The sequence below is a fragment of the Pantoea sp. AG1095 genome (assembly GCF_003208415.1).
Taxonomy (GTDB): domain Bacteria; phylum Pseudomonadota; class Gammaproteobacteria; order Enterobacterales; family Enterobacteriaceae; genus Pantoea; species Pantoea leporis.
In genome coordinates this window covers 174,194-197,985 of sequence record NZ_QKMJ01000004.1, presented here as the reverse complement: position 1 = coordinate 197,985, position 23,792 = coordinate 174,194, and the positions used below count along the sequence as shown (strand labels likewise).

The window sequence follows — 23,792 nt, the reverse complement described above, 5'->3', positions numbered from 1 at the left end:
ATGGCGCCAGCCAACATACGTTAACGGGCCAGACGCCAGCCGCGTGTCAGGCGCTTCTCTATCTCCACCAGCACAAAGATCCCGGCGCTCACCGCCAGCGAAATCAGCCAGTATTTGAACGGCAATGGCGCGGTGCCAAACAGCGTATTCATCAATGGAACATAGATAATCATCGCCTGCAGCGCGATAAGCACCACGGTGACCAGCCAGATGCCACGATTTTTCAGCAAGCCGGCATCCAGCGAGAATCCGTTACTGTTGCGGCAGTTCAGCATGTAAACCCACTGCGCGGTGACCAGCATCTGCAGCAGCACGGTGCGGATGAACTCCGGCGTGTAGCCGCGCGGCTGGAGCCAGGCTTCCAGCACAAAGGCGCTAATCGAAATCAGCAGGCCGACGAAGATCACGCGCCAGATGGCGTAAGCGTCCATCACCGGGCTGCGTGCGTTACGCGGCGGGCGGCGCATGATGTTGCGCTCTGCCGGTTCAAATGCCAGACCAAACGACAGCGTTGCCGAGGTCGCCATGTTCATCCACAGAATCTGTACCGGCGTTAGCGGCAGCAGGTTGCCCATCAGAATCGCAATGATGATCAGCAATCCCTGCGCGAGGTTGGTCGGCATGATAAACAGAATGGTTTTCTTCAGGTTATCGTAGACGCGTCGGCCCTCTTTCACTGCAGCTGCGATGGTGGCGAAGTTGTCGTCGGCGAGGATCATATCCGCCGCCTCTTTGGTCACTTCGGTGCCTTTGATGCCCATCGCGATACCAACGTTGGCCTGCTTCAGCGCGGGCGCATCATTGACGCCATCACCGGTCATGCCGACGATCTCACCGCTGCTCTCCAGCGCTTTCACCAGACGCAGCTTATGCTCGGGGCTGGTACGGGCAAAAATGTCGTATTCACGCGCCGCCACGCCCAACTCGGCATCGTCCATGTGCTCTAGCTGGTAACCGGTGATGGCAGAATCGCTGTTACCAATGCCCAGCATCTGGCCAATCGCCATCGCGGTTTCCGGGTGATCGCCGGTGATCATCTTCACGCGAATCCCTGCCTGCTGGCAGTCGCGAATCGCGGTGATGGCTTCCGGACGCGGCGGATCCATCATGCACGCCAGGCCCAGCATCTTCATGCCGTTGCGTAAATCCTCATGATCGATGTGGTGCTGCGCTTCCGGCAGCCAGCGCCACGCGGCGGCAACCGTGCGCAACCCTTCGCTGGCGTAGGTGGTGATCGCCGCTTCCCAATATTCGCGATCAATCACTTCCGCATCGGTAGCGCCCTGCTGCTGTTGACACAGCGACAGCAACACATCGGGCGCGCCGGTCATCAGCAGGCACGGTTTGCCATCAATCAGGCAGCTCACCGCCATGTATTTGTAGGCCGAGTCAAACGGCAGCTTGCTCAGGATCTGCACCTTGTCACTGTGAATGCCCGCCTTGGCGGCCAGCACTTTCAGCGCCCCTTCCGTTGGGCCACCCACAATGCCCCAGTTGCCGTTGGCATCCTGACGCAGCTGGCTTTCGTTACAGATATCCACCACCTGCAGGAAGCCCTGCATCAGCGCATCGCTCTGTTGACCCGCTTCAAGGGTAAATTCGCCTTTGGGTTCATAGCTGTTGCCGCTGATGCGCCACTGGCTGTTCGCCAGCACCACCGCTTTCACCGTCATCTCGTTCATGGTCAGCGTGCCGGTTTTATCCGAGCAGATCACCGTCATCGCACCGAGCGTTTCGACCGTCGGCAGCTTGCGAATGATGGCGTGATTGCGTGCCATCGACTGCACGCCAAGCGACAGAATGATCGAAATAATCGCCGGTAAACCTTCCGGCACCGCCGCTACCGCGAGGCTGATCACCGACAGCAGCAGCTCCGTCACCGCGATGTCGCGCAGCAGATAACCAAACACAAACAGCGCCGCCATCATCAGCATGATGATGGCGAAGATGGCTTTTCCGAGTTTGTCGATCTGCACCAGCAGCGGGGTTTTCGCCTCTTCAATCGCGGAGATCATCGCATTGATGTGGCCCAGCTCGGTGTCGCCGCCGGTGGCGATCACCACGCCCAGCGCGGTACCTGAACTGACGGTGGTGCCGGAATAGGCCAGATTCAGGCGATCGCCGAGCCCTTTTTCACCTTCAAGTGCCACGGTGTTCTTTGATACCACCGTGGATTCGCCGGTCAGAATCGCCTCTTCGACGCGCAGATTGTGCACCTCGAATAGCCGCAAATCCGCCGGGATCTTATCGCCTGGGCGCAGCATTACCACATCGCCGACCACCAGATGCTGCGTAGCGACGGTGATCTGCTGGCCATCGCGCAGCACCATGGCATCGCTCGACATCATGTTCTGGATGCTTTTCAGCGACTTTTCGGCGTTGCTTTCCTGAATGAAGCCGATCAGGGCGTTGATCACCGCCACGCCGAGAATCACAAAGGTATCCACCCAATGGCCCATCACCGCGGTGATCACCGCCGCAGCTAGCAAGATGTAGATCAGTACATCTTTGAAATGCGCCAGAAAACGCATCAGCAGTGATTTTTCCGCCTTTTGCGGCAGCACGTTCGGCCCGTCGGCGTCCAGTCGTTGCTGTGCGTCGGTGCTGCTCAACCCCGCTGGTGAGCTGTTGATGGCTTTAAATACGGCGGCGTTATCCTGCTGATAATAGGGACGCGCGGATGCTTCCGGACGTTTTGGCTGAATAGGAATAACGGTCATAATTAACCCCGTGACATTGAATTGAAAATAAAAAAAGCGTGCGAAAATAAAAACCACATTTTAATTATATTTTCCCGAAGCATACTGACCGTGGTCATGTTTTTACCGATTCAGAAGTGTGATGCTAATAGTGATAGCACTGATTGCGTAATGTTATTATTTAAAAGCAAATAGAAAGGCACATGACACATATTAATTTTAGTTTCATCTCGAAATGTATTAATTATAGGGGGAATTATTATGAATAAATTACACAACCTGACAATACCGATGATCATTTCCTTTATTATCATTGCGGTATCATCAGCTACCGCCATCGGCTTACTCTCTTATCATGTGGTTTCGCGCATGGTGGCATAATTGATTTCGCCAGACATCGCTAAATTAAACCAACCTTAAACGCACATAATTGTTTCCACCTAATGACCCTTATTTTGCGGAGGGTCATTATTCCCTCTTTCAGGCAATGGCATATTTCCGCCCTTTCTTTCTTATTGAGGCAGGGGCATGAATAATTGGCCAGTGCTGGGCGCACTTGTAATTTGTTTGGTTTTGATCGGTTGTGACAATAAAAGCGATGATGAACTCAGCGCACCTCGCGTAATTAAAGCGCTAACACTGACGGAAAATACCACAGAGAAAGTCAGGGTATTTCCAGCGCGTATTTCGGCGGGCGATTACACCGAATTGGCCTTTAAGCGTACCGGGCGGCTGGCGCAGTTGCAGGTGCGTGAAGGCAGCCATGTTAAGGCTGGCGAGGTGATTGGCCGACTGATCGATACCGATGCGCAGCTGCGCGTCAACGATCAGCAGAACAGATTCCAGCTGGCGGATCGTCAGTATCAGCGCTTCAGTGCCCTGGCCACACGCAGTGCGGTTTCGCAGGCAGATATGGATATGCAAAAGGCGAACCGCGACTCCGCCGCCGTGGCGCTCAACATCGCCAAACAGGAGCTGGATTATCACACCTTGCGCGCACCGTTTGACGGCATCGTCACCAGCGTGGCCTCACAAAATCATCAGGTGGTCACCGCCGGACAAACGGTGGCGGTGATCAGTCGCAACGATGTGCTGGATGTGATATTCAGCGTGCCGGAAAACCTGTTCACCAGCCTTGACGTGCAAAACGTGAGTTATCAGCCAGAGATCAGCCTGAATGCGCTGCCGGGCCGCACGTTTCGCGCGGCATATAAAGAGCATCGCGCAGCAGCTGATGCCGCCACGCTAACCTGGCAAGTGGTGCTGACGATGCCGCGTCCAACGGATTTACCGCAGGTCAGCGGACTGAGCGGCACGGTGAAAGTGCAGATGCATAACCTGCCCACTTCCGACGGCACGCCGCTGCTGCGCGTGCCGGCCAACGCGGTGTTTAACCCGGATCACAGCCTGCCGAATCAGCCTTACGTGTGGCTGATCAGCGGTGAGGGTGATGTGGTTAACGTTCAGCAGCAGCCGGTGGTGGTGGGAAAACTCAATGCGCAGGGCATCGAAATTCTCTCCGGCCTGCAAGTGGGCGATCGCATTGTGGTCGCGGGCGTCAGCGATTTGCGTGATGGTCAGGCGGTGCGCCTGTGGACACGCGAGCGAGGTCTGTGATGCGCCTGCTGGAACCGTTTCTCAAATACCCGATTCGCAGCTGGCTGGTGATCCTGCTGCTGGGCGTGGGCGGCATTTTTGCGCTGCTCAACATTGGCCGTCTGGAGGATCCGCTTTTCACCATTAAATCGGCGGTGATTGTGACGCACTATCCCGGCGCGTCGGCGCAGCAGGTGGAAGAGGAAGTGACGCTGCCGCTGGAGAACGCCTTGCAGCGCTTGCCATCGCTCGACAACGTCAGTTCGATCTCCAGCAACGGTTTGTCGCAGATCACCGTTACGATTCACAGCCACTATCGCGCCGACGACTTGCCGCAGGTGTGGGATGAATTGCGTCGCCGCGTTGACGATGCCACGCGCCAGTTTCCACCCGGCGTCAGCGCGCCGCTGGTAAATGACGACTTTGGCGATGTCTACGGCTACTTCTTTACCCTTTCCGGCGAGAACTTCACCAACAGCGAGCTGCGCACCTACGCCGATCAATTGCGGCGTGAGCTGAATTTGGTACCTGGCGTGGCGAAAGTGGCGATTGCCGGTATTGAGCAGGAGCAGGTGAATATCACGCTCTCCAGCCAGAAGATGGCGGTGCTGGGCGTGACGCCACAGCGCGTGGCCGCTTTGCTCAACAGCGTCAATGCCGTCTCCGATGCGGGCCAGATTCGCCTCGGCAATGAAGCGATTCGTTTCCATCCGACCGGCGAGTTTCACTCACTGGATGAGATCGGTGCGCTGCCAATCTCTGCGCCCGGCAGCAGCCAGCAAGTGTTGCTGCGCGATATCGCCTCGCTCAGCTATGGCGTTACCGATCGGCCGGGCAATCTCTATCACGCTAACGGCAACGCCGCGCTGGCGATGGGCGTCTCCTTTGCGCCTGGCGTCAACGTGATTGATGTCGGCGATGCGTTAAGCGCCAAAATTCAGCAGCATCAGCAGGCCAAACCGCTCGGCATCGATCTGAACGTGTTTTATAACCAGGCGCAGGAAGTGAAGCAGTCGGTGGATGGTTTCATCAATAACTTTCTGATGGCGCTGGCGATTGTCGTCGGAACGCTGCTGCTGTTTATGGGCGTCCGCAGCGGCATGGTGATCGCCGCCTCGCTGGCGCTTAATGTGCTGGGCACGCTGCTGATCATGTATCTGTTTAAGCTTGAGCTACAGCGCGTGTCGCTGGGTGCGCTGATTATCTCTCTCAGCATGCTGGTGGATAACGCCATCGTGGTGGTGGAAGGCATCAAGGTCGATCGCCAGCGCGGCAAGCCGTTGCGACAGGCGATGATGCAGATGGTGAAACGCAGCGCGCTGCCGCTGCTCGGCGCCACGGTGATCGCCATCATCGCCTTCGCGCCAATTGGTTTATCGCAGGATTCCACCGGCGAATACTGTAAATCGTTGTTCCAGGTGCTGCTGATTTCTCTGCTGCTCAGCTGGATTACCGCGCTGACGCTGACGCCGGTGTTCGTGCAGTGGATGGATGGTCGCCAGGCAATCAGCAAAGAGACCGCGCAGCCGTATCAGGGCGTGGTGTTTCGCCTGTATCGCCGCGTGCTCACCACGCTGCTGCGCTTCCGCATCACTACTTTAGTGCTGATGGCCGCGTGCCTGGCCGCCTCGGTCTATGGCTTCGGCTACGTGAAGCAGAACTTCTTCCCCGCCTCCAATACGCCGATTTTCTTCACCGATCTGTGGCTGCCGTATGGCACCGACATCCATTACACCGCACAAACCGCGCGCGAGGTTGAAGGCTGGATCAACCAGCAGCCGGGCGTCAGCAGTACCGTGACCACCATTGGTCAGGGCGCGATGCGCTTTACACTGACCTACGATGCGACGCGTCAGTACAGCAATTATGCGCAGATCATGGTGCGCGTGCAGGACGCCAGGCAGCTGGAAATGCTGGCGCAGCACACCGAGCAGCACATCGGCGAGCACTTCCCACAGGTGACGGAGCGCATCAAACGCATCAATTTCGGTAGTGCCAGCGACAGCGCCATTGCGCTGCGGATTACCGGCCCCGATCCCATTACGCTGCGGCAGATTGCCAGCCAGATTGACGACATTTTCCTCGCCGAGGGCAGCGCGTTTCCGCCGCGTCATGACTGGCAGGCGCGCAGTAAAGTGATTCGTCCGCAGTATTCACCGCTGCGCGGTCAGGAGCTGGGCGTGGACAAGCGCGAGATCGACCGCGCGCTGCGTATCAACTTCAGCGGTGATAGCGTCGGCTTGCTGCGCGAAGGCTCGCGGTTGATGCCGATCATGCTGCAGACCTCCGAGCTGGAGCGGCAGAATATCGACCATCTTGGCAATATTCAGGTGTGGAGTCAGGCGCAGCAGCGCTATGTGCCGCTGGCCAATCTGGTGAACGATTTCCAGCTGGAATGGGAAGATCCGCTGATTATGCGTCGTGACCGCATGCGCGTCTTGACGGTGCAGACCGATCCCGATCCCGCCAGCGGCCGCACCGCCGCAGAGATTGTGGCGCGCGTGCAGCCGGCCATCGATCAGCTGAAGTTGCCCGCCGGCTATCATCTGGAATGGGGTGGCGAGTTGGAGAGTTCACGCGATGCCCAAAGCGGCCTGCTTGGCTCGCTGCCGTTAGGTTTTCTCGCGATGTTTGTGATTACCGTGCTGATGTTTAACTCGCTGCGCGATGCGCTGGCGATCTGGATTACCGTGCCGCTGGCGCTGATTGGCGTCACCTGCGGCTTCCTGCTCACCGGCATTCCGTTTGGCTTTATGGCGTTGATTGGTTTGCTGAGTTTGTCAGGCATGTTAATTCGTAACGGTATCGTGCTGGTTGAGGAAACGCACCAACTGGCGCGGCATCAGCCGTTACAGCAAGCGATTCTCGACGCCGCAACGTCGCGTCTGCGCCCGATTCTGCTCACCGCCTTCACCACCGTGCTCGGCCTGCTACCGCTGCTGCGCGATGTGTTTTTCCAGAGCATGGCGGTGGTGATCATTTTCGGTTTGGGATTCGCCACGGTGCTAACGCTCCTGGTGTTGCCGGTGCTGTATCGGAGTTTTTATCTCTATAAAAAGGATTAAGCGTTTAACACCGCACACTCCGTAGCGGCGCGATTTATCGCGCTTATCATTGGCGGCACCCTGCCCATCCAGATAATGCGCAATAAATTGCGCCGCTACGAGATATCATCAACACGTTGCCCCGCGCTCGCTAATAATATTTTTTTCAACATAAACGTCAGCGGAATTGCCAGAATCGCACCGATGATGCCCAACAAGGATTGCCAGATAAGAAACGCCAGCAGTTGTGTGGTAAGTGCCATATTCAATCGTTTGCCCAATAACAACGGCTCAATGACTGAACTCAGAATTAAATTCAACGCCACGAAGAACAGTGCGACCACCAATGCGGTTTGGATATCGTACAGCATATAACTTTGCAGCACTGGCGGGATGGCCGCCATAAATGAACCCAGCACCGGAATATAGTTGAAGACAAACATCAACACACCCCAGAAAAAGGCGAACTTCAGGCCAAGAAGATGAGCACCCGCCCAGACAATAATGCCGCCGACAATACTGGTCAGGGTTTTAACCTGAGCATAAACGATAACGCTTTGCACACCCTCTTCAAGCGCCACATAATAGCGCTGATATTTCCCTTCGGCCTGTTTGCGTAGCAGGATTTTTAAATTTCTCATTTCATACAGCATGAAAAACAGCATCAGAAATACCATCAGCCACCAGGAAAGAATGCTGGGTATTTGCGTGAGAAAACCCGTGACAAAGCGCACCACCGCACCCGCATCAACAAACGCCAGCATGTCGTTGGGCGTTAAAACCAGGCCCAAATGACTAAATGTCTGCGTCACCGGCTCGAAGCGTTCGGCCAGTAACTGCGGTGCCTGACGGCTCAGCTGGATTAAATCGGGGGTTAATACGGTGAGTTTGATGATGGTGAACACAATCACCAATAACAGCAGCACAATCACCAGCAGCGATGACAGCAGACGCGGCACGCGTTTTCTTTCGAGCCGACTGATTAACGGATCGAGCATAATCGCCAGAAACAATGACAGCATCACCTGATTAATTAATGCCGATGCCAGATAGATACCGGTGAGAATTATGGTCAACGTGGCGAGAATTATCAGTACGCGCAAAAGCCTTGACCATAAAGGAAACTCGTTCAGTCCCATTATTAAGATCCTTCATCCTATACAAAATGTATTATAGAGAAAAACCTGTGCGCTGGGCCTTGTTTGAGGTCAAGTGACGAAAAACATTCAGGCCGTAAGAGAAGCGGCCTGAATGTCACGCGCTATTAATTGATTCTGAATCTCCGCGTTAATGGCTTTTCGATTTCGACAATTAAAAACATCACGAAGCCAATGATCAAGGTAATAATCCAGTAACGTAACGGTAGCGCGGTGGTACCAAACAGCAGCTGCATAAAGGGCGCGTAGATAATCAGCAATTGCAGAACTAACAGCACGCCGCTGACGATCCAGATGCCTTTATTCATCAGCAAACCTTTGCTCAATGAGAAGCCGTCGGAAACACGACAGTTCAGCATATAAAACCACTGCGCCGTTACCAGCGTTTGTAATAACACGGTACGAATAAACTCCGGTGAATAGCCGCGCGGTTGCAGCCAGGCTTCCAGTACAAAAGCGCTGATGGCGATCATCGAACCGACAAAAATCACGCGCCAGATGGCGAAACCATCCATCACATGCAGCTTGGGATCGCGCGGCGGACGACGCATGATATTTTGCTCACCCGCTTCAAACGCCAGGCCGAAGGAGAGCGTGGCGGAAGTCGCCATGTTCATCCACAGAATCAGCACCGGGGTCAGCGGAATGAGGTTACCGGCCAGCAAGGCAATGATGATCAGCAAGCCCTGCGCCAGGTTGGTCGGCATGATGAACAAAATGGTCTTTTTCAGGTTGTCATAGACACGGCGCCCTTCCCGCACCGCGCTGGCGATGGTGGCGAAGTTATCGTCCGTCAGCACCATATCGGCGGCTTCTTTAGTCACTTCGGTGCCTTTAATCCCCATGGCGATACCGACATCCGCCTGCTTCAGCGCGGGCGCATCGTTAACGCCATCGCCGGTCATCCCGACCACCTCTTTTTTGCTTTGCAGCGCCTGCACCAGACGGAATTTATCTTCCGGGCTGGTACGGGCAAAGATGTCGTACGCCTGCGCCGCCTCACTCAATTGCTGGTCATCCATCACTTCCAGCTCGCGTCCGGTGATGGCGGTGCTGGCGTTACCGATTCCCAGCATCTGCCCGATACTCATCGCAGTTTGCGGATGGTCGCCGGTGATCATTTTCACGCGAATGCCGGCTTGCAGGCAGTCGCCAATCGCGGTTATGGCTTCCGGTCGCGGTGGATCCATCATCCCGGCGATGCCGAGCAAAATCATGCCCTGATGCAGATCCTGATGCGTCAGCTCAGTTTGTCCTGGTGTGGCCGGTTTCCAGGCCGCCGCCACCATACGTAATCCTTCGCGCGCATACTCCTCAATTTTGGCTTCCCACCACGGCAGATCGATCGGCTGCAATCCGGCTTCTGTTTGCTGCTGCTGACAATGTCTGAACAGTACGTCCGGCGCGCCGGTCAACAGCACGCACTCTTCATCGCCAATCAGATAGTGCGTCGACATGTATTTGTATTGCGAATCAAAGGGGATTTTATTGCGCAGTTCGGTGGTGACTGAAGGCAGATGTCCTTTGGCGGCCAGCACTTTAAGCGCGCCTTCCGTCGGGCCGCCGGTGATTTTCCACAGTCCGTTTTCGTCTTTAATCAGCTGGCTGTCGTTACACAGATCGATGGTGCGCAGATAGCGCTCGAGGATCGAGCCTTGCGCCACTTTCACCGGCACAGCGTCATCGGCTTTATGGATGGCGCCCACCGGTTCATAGCTCACGCCATCAACGCGGTAAATCTGATCGGCGGTGATAATCGCTTTCACCGTCATTTCATTCATGGTCAGCGTGCCGGTTTTATCTGAGCAGATCACTGTCATCGCGCCCAGCGTTTCCACGGTAGGCAGCTTGCGGATGATCGCCTGCTGCTTCGCCATGGTTTGCACGCCAAGCGACAGAATGATCGAGATAATCGCCGGTAATCCTTCGGGAACCGATGCCACCGCAAGGCTAATCAGAGACAGCATCAGCTCTGAAACCGGCATATCGCGGAACAGCAAACTAAAGACAAACAGCGCGGCCATCATCGCCAGGATGATCAGGAAAATGGCTTTACCGAGTTTATCCATCTGCACCAGCAGCGGCGTGCGGTGCTTTTCGATATCGGACATCATCTGGTTGATGTGCCCAAGTTCCGTGGCGCCACCGGTAGCGACCACCAGTCCTTTGCCGCCGCCCGAACTGACGGTGGTGCCGGAGAACAGCAGATTGGTACGATCGCCCAGCGGCAACTCGCCGATGAGCGCGTCCGTGCCCTTCTCAACCACGGTGGATTCGCCCGTCAGAATCGCTTCTTCAACGCGCAGGTTATGCGCCTCAATAACGCGCAGATCCGCCGGGATGCGGTCGCCAGCGCGGATCACCACCACATCACCTGGCACCAACGCGGTGGTGGGCAGTGTCTCGTGATTACCCGCACGGATCACCACCGTTTCGCTGGAGAGCATATTGCGGATACTTTGCAGGGATTTTTCCGCATTGCTCTCCTGAATGTGGCCAATCAGGGCATTCACCACCGCCACGCCGAGAATCACCAGCGTATCAACCCAGTGTCCCATGACGGCAGTTAGCAGCGCAGCGGCAAGCAAAACGTAGATCAGCACATCGTTGAAGTGAGCGAGAAAACGCAGCCAAACCGGCTTGCCGGGTTTCTGTGGCAGGGCATTTTCCCCGTACTGTGTTAGGCGCGCCGCCGCTTCAGCACTACTGATTCCCTCGGTGGAACTTTGCGTACTGGCCAGCGTTTCATCGACAGAAAGTTGATAATAGGTACTTTCCGGTTTAGCAGTATTCATCGCTTTCTCCTCAAATCCTGTTTCGGAAATCAAGGCGGTGATATCCCGTATTTAACAAGTCGCCATTGAACGAAAAGATCAGACCTGACTTATCCGGTGGAAGAAGCGGTCCGTTTCAGATTGAAAAATATGTCGTTAATGGCTGCTCAGCGGCAATGGAGCAGCCCTATTTTCTATACGAAATTGAAAGTTTTTTGTAAAATGAACGCTATAAACGTAGCACAGGGATATTCAACGCATTCATTTCTCAATAAAAGTCGCGAGGCGGAAAAAATTTATCTCACCAGACTTATCCGATCGCGGATAATAATAAAAATATAGTGTGATAATTCATAAGGCTGGGTAATTTAAAGCCAATATTCAGGTTACTTTAATCTGATATTTTATATCGATATTGCGGATTAAATATCCATGAAAATCATTTTTATTAGATTTAAATCTGGTTAATTTCATCAAAAATATTACAAGCTATCAGGCTTTACTTTTTTTGACATCTGCGTCTATGCTCATCGATAACAAAAACATCCTGTTAATACTTCTCACCTTTCAAGGCGATGGCGCAGTTTTTCTGTGGTCATGGTTAATGGAGGCAACGATGTATGGTTATAGTCTGCTCCGTTTGAGTCTTTATGTTGTCATTGCGATCGTTACCTGCTCCGCCGTAGGACTATTCACCTACGCGGTTGTCTCTATGCTTGGTAATTAAATTATCCACTCACATTATTGCCAACAATGGATTCGTTGTTGCTGAGGATAAAACAGTGACTCGTTATATTATGCTGACTGCCATTGTTATATTTTTAACAACGGGTTGCGATCAAAAAACACAGGAAGTCACGCCACCGCCACGCATGGTGAAAGTCGTTGAAGTTGTGGCGTCCGGCGAATCTCAGCAACGTATCTTCCCGGCGCGCATTGAATCCGGCGACTCCACCGATTTGTCGTTCAAACGTGCAGGACAGATTGAATCGCTGGATATTCGCCAGGGCAACCGCATCGAGCAGGGCCAGCTCATCGCCAGGCTTACGGCGCGGGAAGCGCAGCAGCGCGTTAATGAGCGCCAGATCGCCGCCACGCTTGCACAGCGGCAATTTGCCCGCTTCCAGACGCTCTCCGGCCGCCAGGCGATTTCGCAGGCAGACATGGATGTGCAGCGCGCCAACCGCGATGCGGCCAATGCCGCGCTGCAAATTGCCCGTGAGGAGTTAAGCCAGATGACGCTAACCGCGCCGTTCAGCGGTGTGGCCGCCGTGGTTAACGTGCGCAATCATCAGGTGGTCGCCGCCGGACAAACCATCGCTACCTTGACCCGCAACGATCTGCTCGACGTGGTGTTCAGCGTGCCGGAAAACCTGTTTACCGCGCTGGGTATGCGCAACCTGACCTATCGCCCGGTGGTGCGCATCAACTCGCTGCCGGATCGCGAATTCCAGGCCGAGTACAAAGAGCACACCGGCAGCAGTACCAGCAACTCGCTGACGTGGCAGATCATTTTAACTATGCCGCGCCCGGCCGATTTCCCGGCGGTGGGCGGCGTCAGTGGCACGGTGACGATTAACCTCGCCAATCTACCCGCCAACGTGAATCGCGAATCGTTAGTGGTGCCGGTGGAAGCGGTATTCAATCCCGATAACAGCCAGCGCAACGAGCCGCATGTCTGGGTGGTGCAAGGCAGCGGCGATCAGTTGACGTTAGAAGATCGCAAAGTCAGCGTGGGCGAAGTAACCGATCGTGGCGTGGTGATCACCGCCGGGCTGCATGCAGGTGAACGCGTGGTCGCTGCTGGCGTCAACGAGCTGCATGCTCAGCAACCGGTACGCATCTGGACGCGTGAGCGGGGGCTATAATGGATATCTCCCGGCAGTTTATCGATAATCCGGTCCGCGTCTGGCTGGCGATTCTGTTACTGGGCGTCGGCGGCATTTTTGCTCTGCTCAATATTGGCCGTCTTGAGGATCCAGCCTTTACCATTAAGACCGCGGTGGTTGTCACCCACTATCCCGGCGCGTCCGCGCAGCAGGTGGAAGAGGAAGTCACCTTGCCACTGGAAAATGCGCTGCAGCAGTTGCCCTATCTGGACAATGTCAGCTCCATCTCTTCCAACGGCCTGTCGCAGATTACCGTCAACATTGACTCGCGTTACCACTCCAACGCGTTGCCGCAAATCTGGGATGAGCTGCGGCGCAGAGTCGGCGACGCGGCGCGTTTCTTTCCTCCCGGCGTAGCAGCGCCATTCGTTAACGATGATTTTGGCGATGTGTTTGGTTTCTTCTTCGCCATTTCTGGCGACAACTTCAGCAACCCGGAACTGGTGCAATACGCGGAGCAGCTACGGCGTGAACTGGTGCTGGTGCCGGGCGTGGGCAAGGTGGCGCTGGGCGGCGTGATCCCGCAGCAGATTAATATCGATGTCTCCTTAACGATGATGGCCGCGCGCGGCATTACGCTGCCGCAACTCGCCAGCGTGCTAAGTCGACTCAACGTGGTCTCCAATGCGGGCGACATCAAAGCCGGCACGGAATCGATCCGTCTGCATCCAACCGGCGAGTTTCAGAACATCGAGGAGTTGGGCGACTTGCTGGTCAGCCCGCCTGGCGATCACGCCACCACCCGATTGCGCGATATCGCCTCGCTGTCGCGCGGGCTGAGTGAATCGCCCTCCAGCATTTACCACGCCAGCGGACGTCCGGCGGTCACCATGGGAATTTCGTTTGTTCCCGGCGTGAATGTCATTGATGTCGGGCGCGCGCTGGAGGCCAAACTGCAGCAGATGTCGGCAGAAAAACCGGCGGGCATTCAGATCAACGTGTTTTACGATCAGGCCGCCGAAGTGGCGCACTCGGTGAATGGCTTTATTACCAACTTCCTGATGGCGCTGGCGATTGTCGTCGGCGTGCTGCTGATCTTTATGGGGGTGCGCAGCGGCATTATCATCGCGTTGTCGCTGGCGCTCAATGTGCTGGGCACGCTGCTGATCATGTATCTGTGCGGCATTGAGTTGCAGCGCATTTCGCTGGGCGCGCTGATTATTGCGCTGAGCATGCTGGTGGATAATGCGATTGTGATTGTCGAAGGTGTGTTAATCGCGCGTCAGCAAAACTCGCCGCTGATGACCACCATCAACTTTGTGATTCGCCGCACCGCCTTCCCGCTGCTGGGCGCGACGATAATCGCCATTCTGGCGTTTGCGCCAATTGGTCTTTCGCAGGATTCCACCGGCGAGTACTGCAAATCGCTGTTCCAGGTATTGCTGATTTCCCTGCTGCTGAGCTGGTTCTCGGCGCTTACCATCACGCCAGTGCTGATCAAATGGTGGCTGTTTAAAACACAGGAACCTACTAAAGCTGCGGCTGAAGTTTCACCTTATGACGGCGGTTTTTATCGCTTTTATCAGCGCATGTTGCTGGTGTTGCTCAGGCAAAAAACCCTCACGCTTTCGCTGATGGCGCTGCTGCTGGCGCTGGCGATTTGGGGCTTTGGATCGGTACGACAAAACTTCTTCCCTTCAGCCAATACGCCGATCTTCTTTGTCGATCTCTGGCTGCCGTACGGCACCGATATCAACGCCACCGAGCAGATGGCCAGCGACATTGAAAAATCGATTACCGGGCAGCAAGGCGTGGTGTCTACCGTCACCACCATTGGCCAGGGCAGTATGCGCTTTATCCTCACTTACAACGGGCAGCGTCAGTACAGCAACTATGCGCAAATCATGGTGCGCATGGACGATCAGCGTAATATCGGGGCGCTGTCACACCGTATTGATGCCTACATCGTGCGTCAGTATCCGCAGGTCAATGCCAGCACCAAACGGGTGATGTTTGGTCCTTCAGGCGGTAGCGCGATTGAGGTGCGTATCAAAGGTCCCGATCCCGACAGAATGCGCCTGATCGCCAGCCAGGTCGGCGACATCCTCACCGCCGATCCCGCCACCGACAGCGTGCGCAACGATTGGCAAAACCGCAGCAAAGTTATTCGCCCGCAGTTCAATCTGGCGCTGGGCCGCGAGCTAGGCGTCGATAAGCAGGAGGTGGATAACGCGCTGGAGATGAATTTCACCGGCAGCCGCGTTGGGCTTTATCGTGAAGGCGCTGACCTGCTGCCGGTTATCGTGCGGCCACCGGCCAGCGAGCGGCAGGACGCCAATCATCTCAATAACGTGCTGGTGTGGAGCCAGAGCCAGCAGCAGTACATCCCGCTCAGCAACGTGGTGAGCGGTTTTACGTTGCAATGGGAAGATCCGCTAATTCTGCGCCGCGATCGCAGCCGCGTACTCACCGTGCAGACCGACCCGAATCCGCTCAGCAATGATACCTCCGGCGATATTGTGGCGCGCGTGAAGCCGCAGATTGAGCATATCCCGCTACCGCACGGCTACAGCATTGAGTGGGGTGGCGATGCGGAGAGTTCCAGTGAAGCGCAGCAAGGCGTGTTTACCTCGCTGCCGCTGGGTTATCTGGTAATGTTTGTGATCACCGTGCTGATGTTTAGCTCGCTGAAAAACGCCGTCGCCATTTGGCTGACGGTGCCGCTGGCGCTGATTGGCGTGACGCCGGGCTTTTTGATCACCGGGATTCCGTTTGGCTTTATGGCGTTAATCGGCCTGCTGAGTCTGAGCGGTATGTTGATTCGAAATGGCATCGTGCTGGTCGAAGAGATTGAACAGCAGAAGCTAGTAAAGCCGCAGGCTGACGCGATCATCTACGCCGCCACCTCGCGTCTGCGCCCTATTCTGCTGACCGCCTTTACCACCGTGCTCGGGCTGGCGCCGCTATTGCGCGATGTGTTCTTCCAGAGCATGGCGGTGGTGATCATGTTTGGTCTGGGCTTTGCCACGGTGCTGACGCTGCTGGTGCTGCCGGTGATTTACGCCTGCTTCCATCGCCAAACGGTGGCTAGCGCATCATGAATGTGACCGGCCTAAACGTGATTAAAACGCTGGGATGTATGACGGCGGTGACATTTTTCACCGTGTACAACACCTGGGATCGCTACGATTACGATTATCACTGGATTCTGGCGTTTCTGACCTTTATCTCCACCATCGCGACGCCGCTGTTTTTTGTCGTCGCCGGGATTATGGATGCCCGTTCCGAGCAGGATGTTAACTGGCAGATAGGCAAGATTCGCAATCTGGTGATCGTATTTCTGTTCTGGATGACGGTCTATTACCTGTGGGAACCCTATCAGCGCGGCTACCTGATCCAGCCGTGGTTCATCTTCTCATTCATTATCATCTACAGCTTTCACCCGCTGATGATCTGGCTTAGCCAGCATCGACGCGCGTTCGTTGCGCTGGTGTTTGCGTTGCTGGCGTTCTCATATGGCTACGATTTGCTGGCGGTGCTGCATCCGGACGACCCGCTGTTCCGGCTTGAGCCGCAGTATCGGCTCTGGACCTGGCTGCTGTTTTACTTAACCGGCCAGCTGTTGTGCGATCCGCTGATTAATGACTGGATGGAGCGCAAAAAAGTGGCGCGCGGCGCGGTAATCGCCCTGCCCTTTATCTACCTGTTTACCTGGTTTTATGAGCAGCACTTTTTCTTTGCGCTATTCAAAGCCGATCGCAACGCCTTTATTCTCACCGGCTCGCAGATCTATCTGCTGGTGGTGGTGCTGGTGATCGCCGCCAGTCAGGTGCGCTTTCGCCGCAATGTGGCGGTTAAAGAGACCATTCTGGCGACCATCAGCAAAACCATGACCGGCGTCTATATTCTTCACTACTCGGTTTTCCATCTGCTCACCGCGCTGATTCCCATCACCTCGCTGGCGACTAAGCTGACGCTGATTGCCGTGACCTTTGCCGCTTCGGTGTTGCTCTCCAGAGTGATCCTCGCCAGCGGCTGGCTGAAAAAAGTCATAACGCTTTGATGCAGGCCGGCAGATTGCTCTGACTGCTGCAGTCAATGCGCCCCTTGATTTGCAACATCATGTAATCGAAAAACGGATTGGAAGTGTTGCGCATCAGCGTATCCAGCCCAACGATCAGGCTGGCGGTTTCACCGCGCAGCGAGATGGTGCCAAAGCTAATGCCATAACGATTCTTTTCCGTTGGCTCGCGGCCATACAGCGAGTCGCTGAGTGGGAACGGCACGGCAATGTGCGATAACGAATAGGTATCTTGCGGCCAGGCTTCGTGCATCGAACGCACGATTTCTTGCGTTTGATCCGCCGCTGTAATGCGCGCCACGGTTTGATAGGTGGTCGGTGACGCGTTGGTGATGACCGTTGAGGCATAGCGGCGCGGCGCAGGCGGCAACAAATTATTGACCGCTGAGTAGAGCGCGGGCCTGAACAGCGCGCGCAAGTTCGCCGCCTGGTTGACGTCGAACATCACCAGTTCACTGCCGTTATCCGGCAGATAGCGATAGAACGCATTGACCACTGCGCGGGTGCTGACGGTGGAATCCAGCACTGACTGGAAGGTCAGCACCGGAGGAAACGCCGGCATGCTGCCGCCGCGAATCACATGCAGCAGCTGATCCTGCATCGCCTGAGTCAGCAGCCACGATTGCCGCGCCGCGCGCACCGGGAACGAGTTGTACTTGAAAGGATTGTATTCCGGGATGATGCTCAGCCACGCCGCTTTGGCGAAGCCGGGGATGATGGCTGGCCAGCCGGCTAAGCCAGCAAACCGCGCATAGGCGGTGACGCCAATCATCGGCGACAGCAATACCAGCTGCTGCGGCTTGCGCAGCGCGTTATTTTGCAATGTATCGAGGCTGTATTTCACCGCCAGCGCGCCGCCGTTCGAGTATCCAACCAGATGCAAAGGTACGTTGCTACCCGCCAGGCGTGTCGCTTCGCGCACCGCTAAGCGGGTTGCCGCCATCCACATTTGCCAGTCAACTTTGGTGAGTGAACCGGGCGCCGTGCCGTGTCCCGGCAGCCGCGGCACTACCGCCACAAAACCCTTCTGCTGATACGCCTGCGCCAGATGGCGCATGCTGTACGGCGAATCGGTTAATCCATGCAGCAGCACCACCGCACCTTTCGCTTTTCCTTCCGGCTCGAGGATATAAGAGCGATTCCAGTCGGTGTCGAATCGCGCCGGATAAACCGGGCTTTGCGCGTTAAAGCGGTTGAGCGCCGTTTTCTCATCGCCACTAAGCTGGTCGGTCACGTTGAGCTTCATGTCGTGGAAAATCGCTGCTTCACGCGTCAGATAATCCGCGAAGCTGGCGCGATCAATCTCATCCACCGACATTTCATCCGCCGACCACGTATGCCAGCGATGCAGTGGCGGTCCTTGTTCGGATTGATAACCACGGATCACCAGGAACATCACCAGCAAAGCCAGCAAGCCTAACGCTACGCGCTTGAGCACTTTGCTGATGCGATCTTTATGCAACGCGTTGACGGAATCAGAAGGCATAGCGAACCCAGGCAAACAGCACGTTACCGTTATTGTAAGTGCCGGGAATATAGGTGAACTGCACGTTGAGGCGTTTATAACCAGCGGAGAACAGCGGCAGCACGATGGGCAGCGGCACGTAATTGGCGAAGTCATCGCGCGCGGTGATACCGGCGGTTAGCCCAAGTCCGAGACGAAAATCACGCGATTGATCCAGATACCAGCCTTTCTCCCAGCCATAACCAATGATCGGCTGCCATTCGTTATGGGAATCTTTAAACGCCATCGCGTAGAGCGCGCTCCAGTTACCGTCTTCATTGATGCGCGAGACGCCCAACCCGCCGCCCCACGGCGTTTCATTGTAGTTATCGGTTTTATCTTTATCGTAAGCAAAACGAGCATGCCAGCTGATGAAAGGCAGATAGAGATCGTAATACTGCGGTTCCTGCCAGGTTTGTGAAACGTCCTGCTTGAGCCATTCCCAGCCATCGCTGATTGAGTTGGCCGCCGAGGCGGGACAGACAAACAGGGCCAGAGTAAGCAACCAGGCCGCCTGAAGAGTACGCATCATGTATGCCTCTGAAATTCACCGCCGCGAAAAGGAGTGGAAAAGCTGACGTGCTCACAAAGCAGATCAAGCCACTTAACCGGTAATATTATAGTTGCTTGTTATTGCTATAGGAAATGACCTGGATTAGCTGTTATCGCGCTTTCAACCAAAACACGCCAAAGAGATATGTCGATAAAATGCGTTTTTTTAAACATGTCAGAAGAGATCGAAAAGCCCAATGTGGGGTCCTTAGTTTTTTATCAGAACGGTCCCCAGATAATCGCCACACCAATCAGTAGCATCACCACGCAGATAACAAACCACCTTGTGATAATCGGCGCGGCAAAGCACAGCCAAAGATGAAGCGTAACCGGCCGTTCAGCCGTCCAGGTCTTTAAATGGTTAAAATAAATAAACATATTCGTTGCTAAATTATTATCGCTATGTCTTAATGCGTCATCGGTTTGGAACACAGACCTTATGAAAGCAGTTTTAGTAAAGCAGTCCTCAGTTCAAGTGTTATCCCTAGATATCCTTCTTCGAGAGCCTCCTCCTAAGTGCCCAATAAGTAAATCTTTCACTTCAGGCCAATTTTCGCCGCTACAAGTGGCTCATCAATTAAGGAATTATCTATGTCTAACAAAATGACTGGTTTAGTAAAATGGTTTAACTCTGATAAAGGTTTTGGCTTTATCACTCCTAACGATGGCAGCAAGGATGTTTTCGTCCATTTCTCTGCAATCCAGAGCGACAACTACAAAACTCTTGATGAAGGTCAGCAAGTTTCCTTCACCATCGAAAATGGCGCCAAAGGCCCAGCAGCGGGCAATGTTACTCCGCTGTAAGCCGCGCTCATTATCAGCAACGCTTACAATAGCGATGAAGACAATAGTCTGAGCAGATAAGAACCGCTGATAATAAAAAAACCCGCCTCGTGCGGGTTTTTTTATTGCCTGAAATTGGTGTGACTAAGGTTTGCATAGTGAATAAAATGCTCGCCAGCGGAATTTACGTAGTGGCAGCGCCTCCCAGTCGTTAAAGCTGCAATGCAGGTAATGTACGTCGGTGGTTATGCGACTTTACTCGGAGCGAATGTGGCATTAGCCAGTATCTGGCGCACAGCTCAAGCACAACTCTGCATAGAAGATTACGGTTTTGAATCAAAAAAAAATGAGGTAGGTTTTTTTGCCTTATCCACAAGCGAAGAGCTGTAAAAACAACGATGTTAGAATTGCTTGTTTATAAAAATCTTTTTAAGCGTAGCTTTGATGGTTATATTTAGTACGATTTGATTATGTGCGTAGCCAGGAAGTTACCGCTAATCCAGGTATCTAACGTAAACCAAGGGAATGAAATTAATGAGAGCAGTCGAGTTATTGCAGTACATTCTGAAGCCAGGCACTGGACAAGAATTCCATACAATCATGGTTGAAATAAGTGCTCCTCTCCATCGTGGAGCGGGTATCGACATCATTGCATTTGGCAACTCGATTCATGATGAGGATTCTTACTTTCTGATTCGGGCATTTAATGATATTGAACATATGAAAGCGTCTCAGGAAAAATTTTATATGAGTGATGAATGGATAAATGGCCCTCGAGAAGCAATCATCGAACGAATTCAAACCAGCTTAAAATCGGTATTGATACTACCGACTATGGTAATTGATGGGCTTAGAAGTAATTAAAAACAAGGTGATAAAAGGGACATTACATGCATTGTTGATATAAATTACCTTGTCGCTTTGGATGATGAAGCGTGGAAACTATAAGATGTCACCAGGTATTAGTTATGAGATACCTCACATCACTCATGCCGGACAGCTTTAAAAGCTGTCCACTTTGCCCAGAAGCGGAGGCTGTCTGTATTAAGGCATCATCAGTGCCATCACTTTTCGGAAAACAATAAAACTACTCAATGGTGGCTTAAATGCGGATGACGCATTTAGAGGTATTCTATAATTTCAAACCCTTCATCAACTGTAGGTTCTGAGAAATAACTCGTAATGGTATTGAACTGTTGATCTGTAGCTGCAAAGTCGTGCGTACCTTCTGCGTTACGGGCGTGTAACCGGGCTCTGCAGACTTCATCAGATACGTTCAAAAAATGCAGACGATTATCAGCACCTGACTCCTTAATAATACTCATCATCCATTCACGCTGTGTTCGTGTGTTTGCCGGAAAGTCCAGAACAACGGATAAACCCGCTTTGAGTAGTGCCACCAGGTGGGGCTTCATAGCCCTTTTGAGCTTTGAAGAAAAATGAATATAATCCGCCAATGATTGCATTTCATTTTCATAGATCGCAGCCAGCCAGTTGTCCTCACTAACAATTATGGAGCCAGGTAAAGTACCTAATTTTGTGGATAATGTGGATTTGCCTGATGCAATTTTTCCGCATAAAAGATGCAGGGTTGGTTTTGCTGAAGTTGCCACTGTATCGAAGTCCATATTTACCTCAATGGTTTGTTCGTTAAGGCCCACTTTACTGGCGGGAAATGGCGAACGTAATCCCACCTAAAAATTGGAAGTGATGATAATGAGTGGGTGAGATTGTACTGAGCCGGTTGCTGCATTTTTCCAGGCTAACAGGCGACAACATAAAAATCAGCTTTTTTTTAACTTTTTACTTTTAAACGTCCGCTGCTCGCCCAAAGCTGCCCATTAACGCCTATCTGCTTAAATAACAAGCGTACTGAGAGAAGTTTTCCTTTTGCTAATCGGATCCCCTAAACTCCATCGTGTAGATCGCAACATATGGGCATTGACCTAAAATGAATTTACCATCAGAAAATGAGACTCGTAACTTAAAGCCATTGCCACAATGTCCATCAGTGTCTGTTATGAGAGCCTTTCATTTAGTTCACGCTGACGCGCCAGACAGCTTCAACGGACGTAGAAAGTGGACACCGGTTAATAAGAAGGAAATAGGATGCTTTTGCCCGGTTTGAATTTCACACAAACGCTACATCACCCGTCATTTCGACTATGAGCCGTCCGCTGTTTGTTTCTCTGGATGGGCCCAAAGGGGTTGGCAAAACCACGCTGTTGGAAGCCATTACGAAAGTACTCAGGTCAGATAACATCAAGGTAATCCGGCTTTGCGAGAAAAAAAGCGATCCCTTCAGGAGAGAAACAATGGCTCTGGTGAACAGGCTGGCCAGAAATCCCTCCATGGTTTTAGAGCGGGAAGTTTGTGCGCGCTTTGCTGATAGCCGTGCATGGATTTCCCAACATGTGCTGACTAAACAGCCACCGGACAGCATCATTTTGATGGATCGCTGGTACCCGTCTGATGCCGCGTTTCGCCGGATGGTTCCATTTGCTGAGATTTTACAGTTAAACATTGATCGAAACGTGCAAGCGCCGGACCTGCATGTCGGGGTTATTACTGCGCCTGAAATTTCATGGGCAAGGGCCGCGGCCAGAACGCGCGGGTTAAGTAGTACGGTGATGCATAAGCTGGAAGATCATGTCGCTTGTACTCAGTCGTTCGAGCGAGCCGTTGCTAAACACGGCTGGGTTTTATGCCGTAATGAAGGGATGATCGAACACGCAACCCTGCAGGTTGTCAATGAGATCTACAAACTGCTGAATGCCCTTTAGGAAACAGTTCTGCGGACACTTTTCTGCCGCATTCCGTTAGACCTAATAGTGGAAACTCATCACTCTGACTGAGCACTGAACACATCCGTCTATTGTTATCAGTTGCTACTCGGGCAACCTATACATCGGGGCAGTCCCTGAAAGTTCTACAGACGCACGTCTTGTGGATACGCTATGGCTGGGTGTGCTCCAGATATAACAGCGCGGTGCATAATATGCAGCTGGTGTCCGCCAACTTCCGCGTAATAAGCTAGCTATCCGTAAATGTAACGAAACCAATATCGTTACCTGCAAAGGGTTTTATTGCATCCTTACGCTTTCATATTTATACAGCTGTTCACGGATTACTTTAGAATTAAATATATCACCCCTTTTTGTAGTGCCTTCCCATTATTTCACCGAGTTAATATCCATCATTGAGAAGCGCTTAACGCCTTTAACATTAAACCTCTTTCATGCAAAATTGCACATAATATCACCCTGCATTAGCACCTAATAACGGCAGTGAATAGTCACTTAGAAAATATATAAATCTAAGATTTCATGACTTTTAGGAATTAACCTTTAGCTAAATCCGTCATAGCGCCTACAGTTTAAGTCGAGGTTGTCATAAACGTGAAAATGGAGGATGGTTAATGTCTTTTCAACACGACGGGAAAGGCTACGTCATTATTGGCGAAGCGGCAATGAGTATTGCCTTGGGACAGAGAGTTGTCAGCGTACAATCGCTGATTGACGAACTGGAACATATGGCAAATGCAGGCGGCAGCAAGGCAAGGTTGTCTGATATTTCTGAAGCCACAAAATGGTTGAAGAGTTTCGAAGAGCCCGATCGCGCTGTCCATAACGTGCCTTACCTGCAGACGCTTGCAGGCTTGAACGACGAAACGATCTGACGCCTAAGGACGTAGTCCGGCTCTGGCCGGAAGACGACGACGAAGATGACCTCAACGGTCGCGTTTAACGTGTACCGGCTGGAGAAAATGTCAG

16 protein-coding genes are annotated in these 23,792 nt (G+C 53.3%); 9 read left to right on the top strand and 7 right to left on the bottom strand.

Features of this window, described 5'->3' with window-relative positions:
* Positions 1-20: 20 nt before the first annotated feature.
* Complete coding sequence (locus DEU53_RS11345) at positions 21-2,720, bottom strand: cation-transporting P-type ATPase (RefSeq protein WP_110867126.1); 2,700 nt, start codon at positions 2,718-2,720, stop codon at positions 21-23.
* A gap of 507 nt (positions 2,721-3,227) precedes the next feature.
* Here DEU53_RS11345 and DEU53_RS11340 point away from each other — a divergent pair.
* The gene (locus tag DEU53_RS11340) at positions 3,228-4,316 is read left to right on the top strand and encodes an efflux RND transporter periplasmic adaptor subunit (protein WP_110867125.1); all 1,089 of its coding nucleotides are present in this window, start codon (positions 3,228-3,230) and stop codon (positions 4,314-4,316) included.
* Positions 4,316-7,360 (top strand): efflux RND transporter permease subunit, encoded by a 3,045-nt coding sequence (locus DEU53_RS11335; RefSeq protein WP_110867124.1) that lies wholly within the window; start codon positions 4,316-4,318, stop codon positions 7,358-7,360. The genes DEU53_RS11340 and DEU53_RS11335 overlap by 1 nt, the downstream gene beginning before the upstream one ends.
* 95 nt (positions 7,361-7,455) lie before the next feature.
* On the opposite strand, the gene DEU53_RS11330 is transcribed toward DEU53_RS11335, so the two are convergent.
* Positions 7,456-8,478 carry an AI-2E family transporter gene (locus DEU53_RS11330; RefSeq protein WP_110867123.1) on the bottom strand — a complete coding sequence of 341 codons (1,023 nt, stop codon included), beginning with the start codon at positions 8,476-8,478 and terminating at the stop codon, positions 7,456-7,458.
* 125 nt (positions 8,479-8,603) lie between these two features.
* Positions 8,604-11,291, bottom strand: a complete 2,688-nt coding sequence (locus DEU53_RS11325; RefSeq protein WP_110867122.1) for a cation-transporting P-type ATPase — start codon at positions 11,289-11,291, stop codon at positions 8,604-8,606.
* 761 nt (positions 11,292-12,052) lie between these two features.
* Here DEU53_RS11325 and DEU53_RS11315 point away from each other — a divergent pair.
* Genes DEU53_RS11315 through DEU53_RS11305 form a run of 3 tightly spaced genes read left to right on the top strand, consistent with a single transcriptional unit; the run spans position 12,053 to position 17,162 of the window.
* A complete protein-coding gene (locus tag DEU53_RS11315) occupies positions 12,053-13,138 on the top strand; it encodes an efflux RND transporter periplasmic adaptor subunit (RefSeq protein WP_110867120.1) in 1,086 nt (361 codons plus the stop codon).
* Positions 13,138-16,200: an efflux RND transporter permease subunit gene (locus DEU53_RS11310; protein ID WP_110867119.1), complete on the top strand. Its 3,063-nt coding sequence runs from the start codon at positions 13,138-13,140 to the stop codon at positions 16,198-16,200. The genes DEU53_RS11315 and DEU53_RS11310 overlap by 1 nt, the downstream gene beginning before the upstream one ends.
* A complete protein-coding gene (locus DEU53_RS11305) occupies positions 16,197-17,162 on the top strand; it encodes an acyltransferase (RefSeq protein WP_110867118.1) in 966 nt (321 codons plus the stop codon). The genes DEU53_RS11310 and DEU53_RS11305 overlap by 4 nt, the downstream gene beginning before the upstream one ends.
* On the opposite strand, the gene DEU53_RS11300 is transcribed toward DEU53_RS11305, so the two are convergent.
* The 3 genes from DEU53_RS11300 to DEU53_RS23000 all read right to left on the bottom strand — a co-directional run bounded on the left by DEU53_RS11300 (position 17,149) and on the right by DEU53_RS23000 (position 19,614).
* Complete coding sequence (locus DEU53_RS11300; RefSeq protein WP_110867117.1) at positions 17,149-18,666, bottom strand: carboxylesterase; 1,518 nt, start codon at positions 18,664-18,666, stop codon at positions 17,149-17,151. The genes DEU53_RS11305 and DEU53_RS11300 overlap by 14 nt on opposite strands.
* Complete coding sequence (gene pagP, locus DEU53_RS11295; RefSeq protein ID WP_370445567.1) at positions 18,656-19,213, bottom strand: lipid IV(A) palmitoyltransferase PagP; 558 nt, start codon at positions 19,211-19,213, stop codon at positions 18,656-18,658. The genes DEU53_RS11300 and pagP overlap by 11 nt, the downstream gene beginning before the upstream one ends.
* 242 nt (positions 19,214-19,455) lie before the next feature.
* Complete coding sequence (locus DEU53_RS23000; RefSeq protein ID WP_158527634.1) at positions 19,456-19,614, bottom strand: hypothetical protein; 159 nt, start codon at positions 19,612-19,614, stop codon at positions 19,456-19,458.
* Positions 19,615-19,827: 213 nt separating this feature from the next.
* Here DEU53_RS23000 and cspA point away from each other — a divergent pair, with 213 nt between their 5' ends.
* Positions 19,828-20,040, top strand: a complete 213-nt coding sequence (gene cspA, locus DEU53_RS11290) for an RNA chaperone/antiterminator CspA (RefSeq protein WP_007885867.1) — start codon at positions 19,828-19,830, stop codon at positions 20,038-20,040.
* A gap of 513 nt (positions 20,041-20,553) precedes the next feature.
* Entirely contained in the window at positions 20,554-20,883 is a 330-nt protein-coding gene (locus DEU53_RS11285; protein WP_110867115.1) for an NIPSNAP family protein, read from the top strand.
* 257 nt (positions 20,884-21,140) lie between these two features.
* On the opposite strand, the gene DEU53_RS11280 is transcribed toward DEU53_RS11285, so the two are convergent.
* Positions 21,141-21,647, bottom strand: a complete 507-nt coding sequence (locus DEU53_RS11280; RefSeq protein WP_110867114.1) for an ATP-binding protein — start codon at positions 21,645-21,647, stop codon at positions 21,141-21,143.
* Positions 21,648-22,184: 537 nt separating this feature from the next.
* Between DEU53_RS11280 and DEU53_RS11275 the strand changes: the two genes are divergently transcribed.
* Both DEU53_RS11275 and DEU53_RS11270 read left to right on the top strand, forming a co-directional pair.
* On the top strand, positions 22,185-22,802 hold the full coding sequence (locus tag DEU53_RS11275; RefSeq protein WP_110867113.1) for a dTMP kinase: 618 nt from the start codon (positions 22,185-22,187) through the stop codon (positions 22,800-22,802).
* 635 nt (positions 22,803-23,437) lie between these two features.
* On the top strand, positions 23,438-23,698 hold the full coding sequence (locus DEU53_RS11270; RefSeq protein WP_110867112.1) for a hypothetical protein: 261 nt from the start codon (positions 23,438-23,440) through the stop codon (positions 23,696-23,698).
* Positions 23,699-23,792 lie beyond the last annotated feature (94 nt).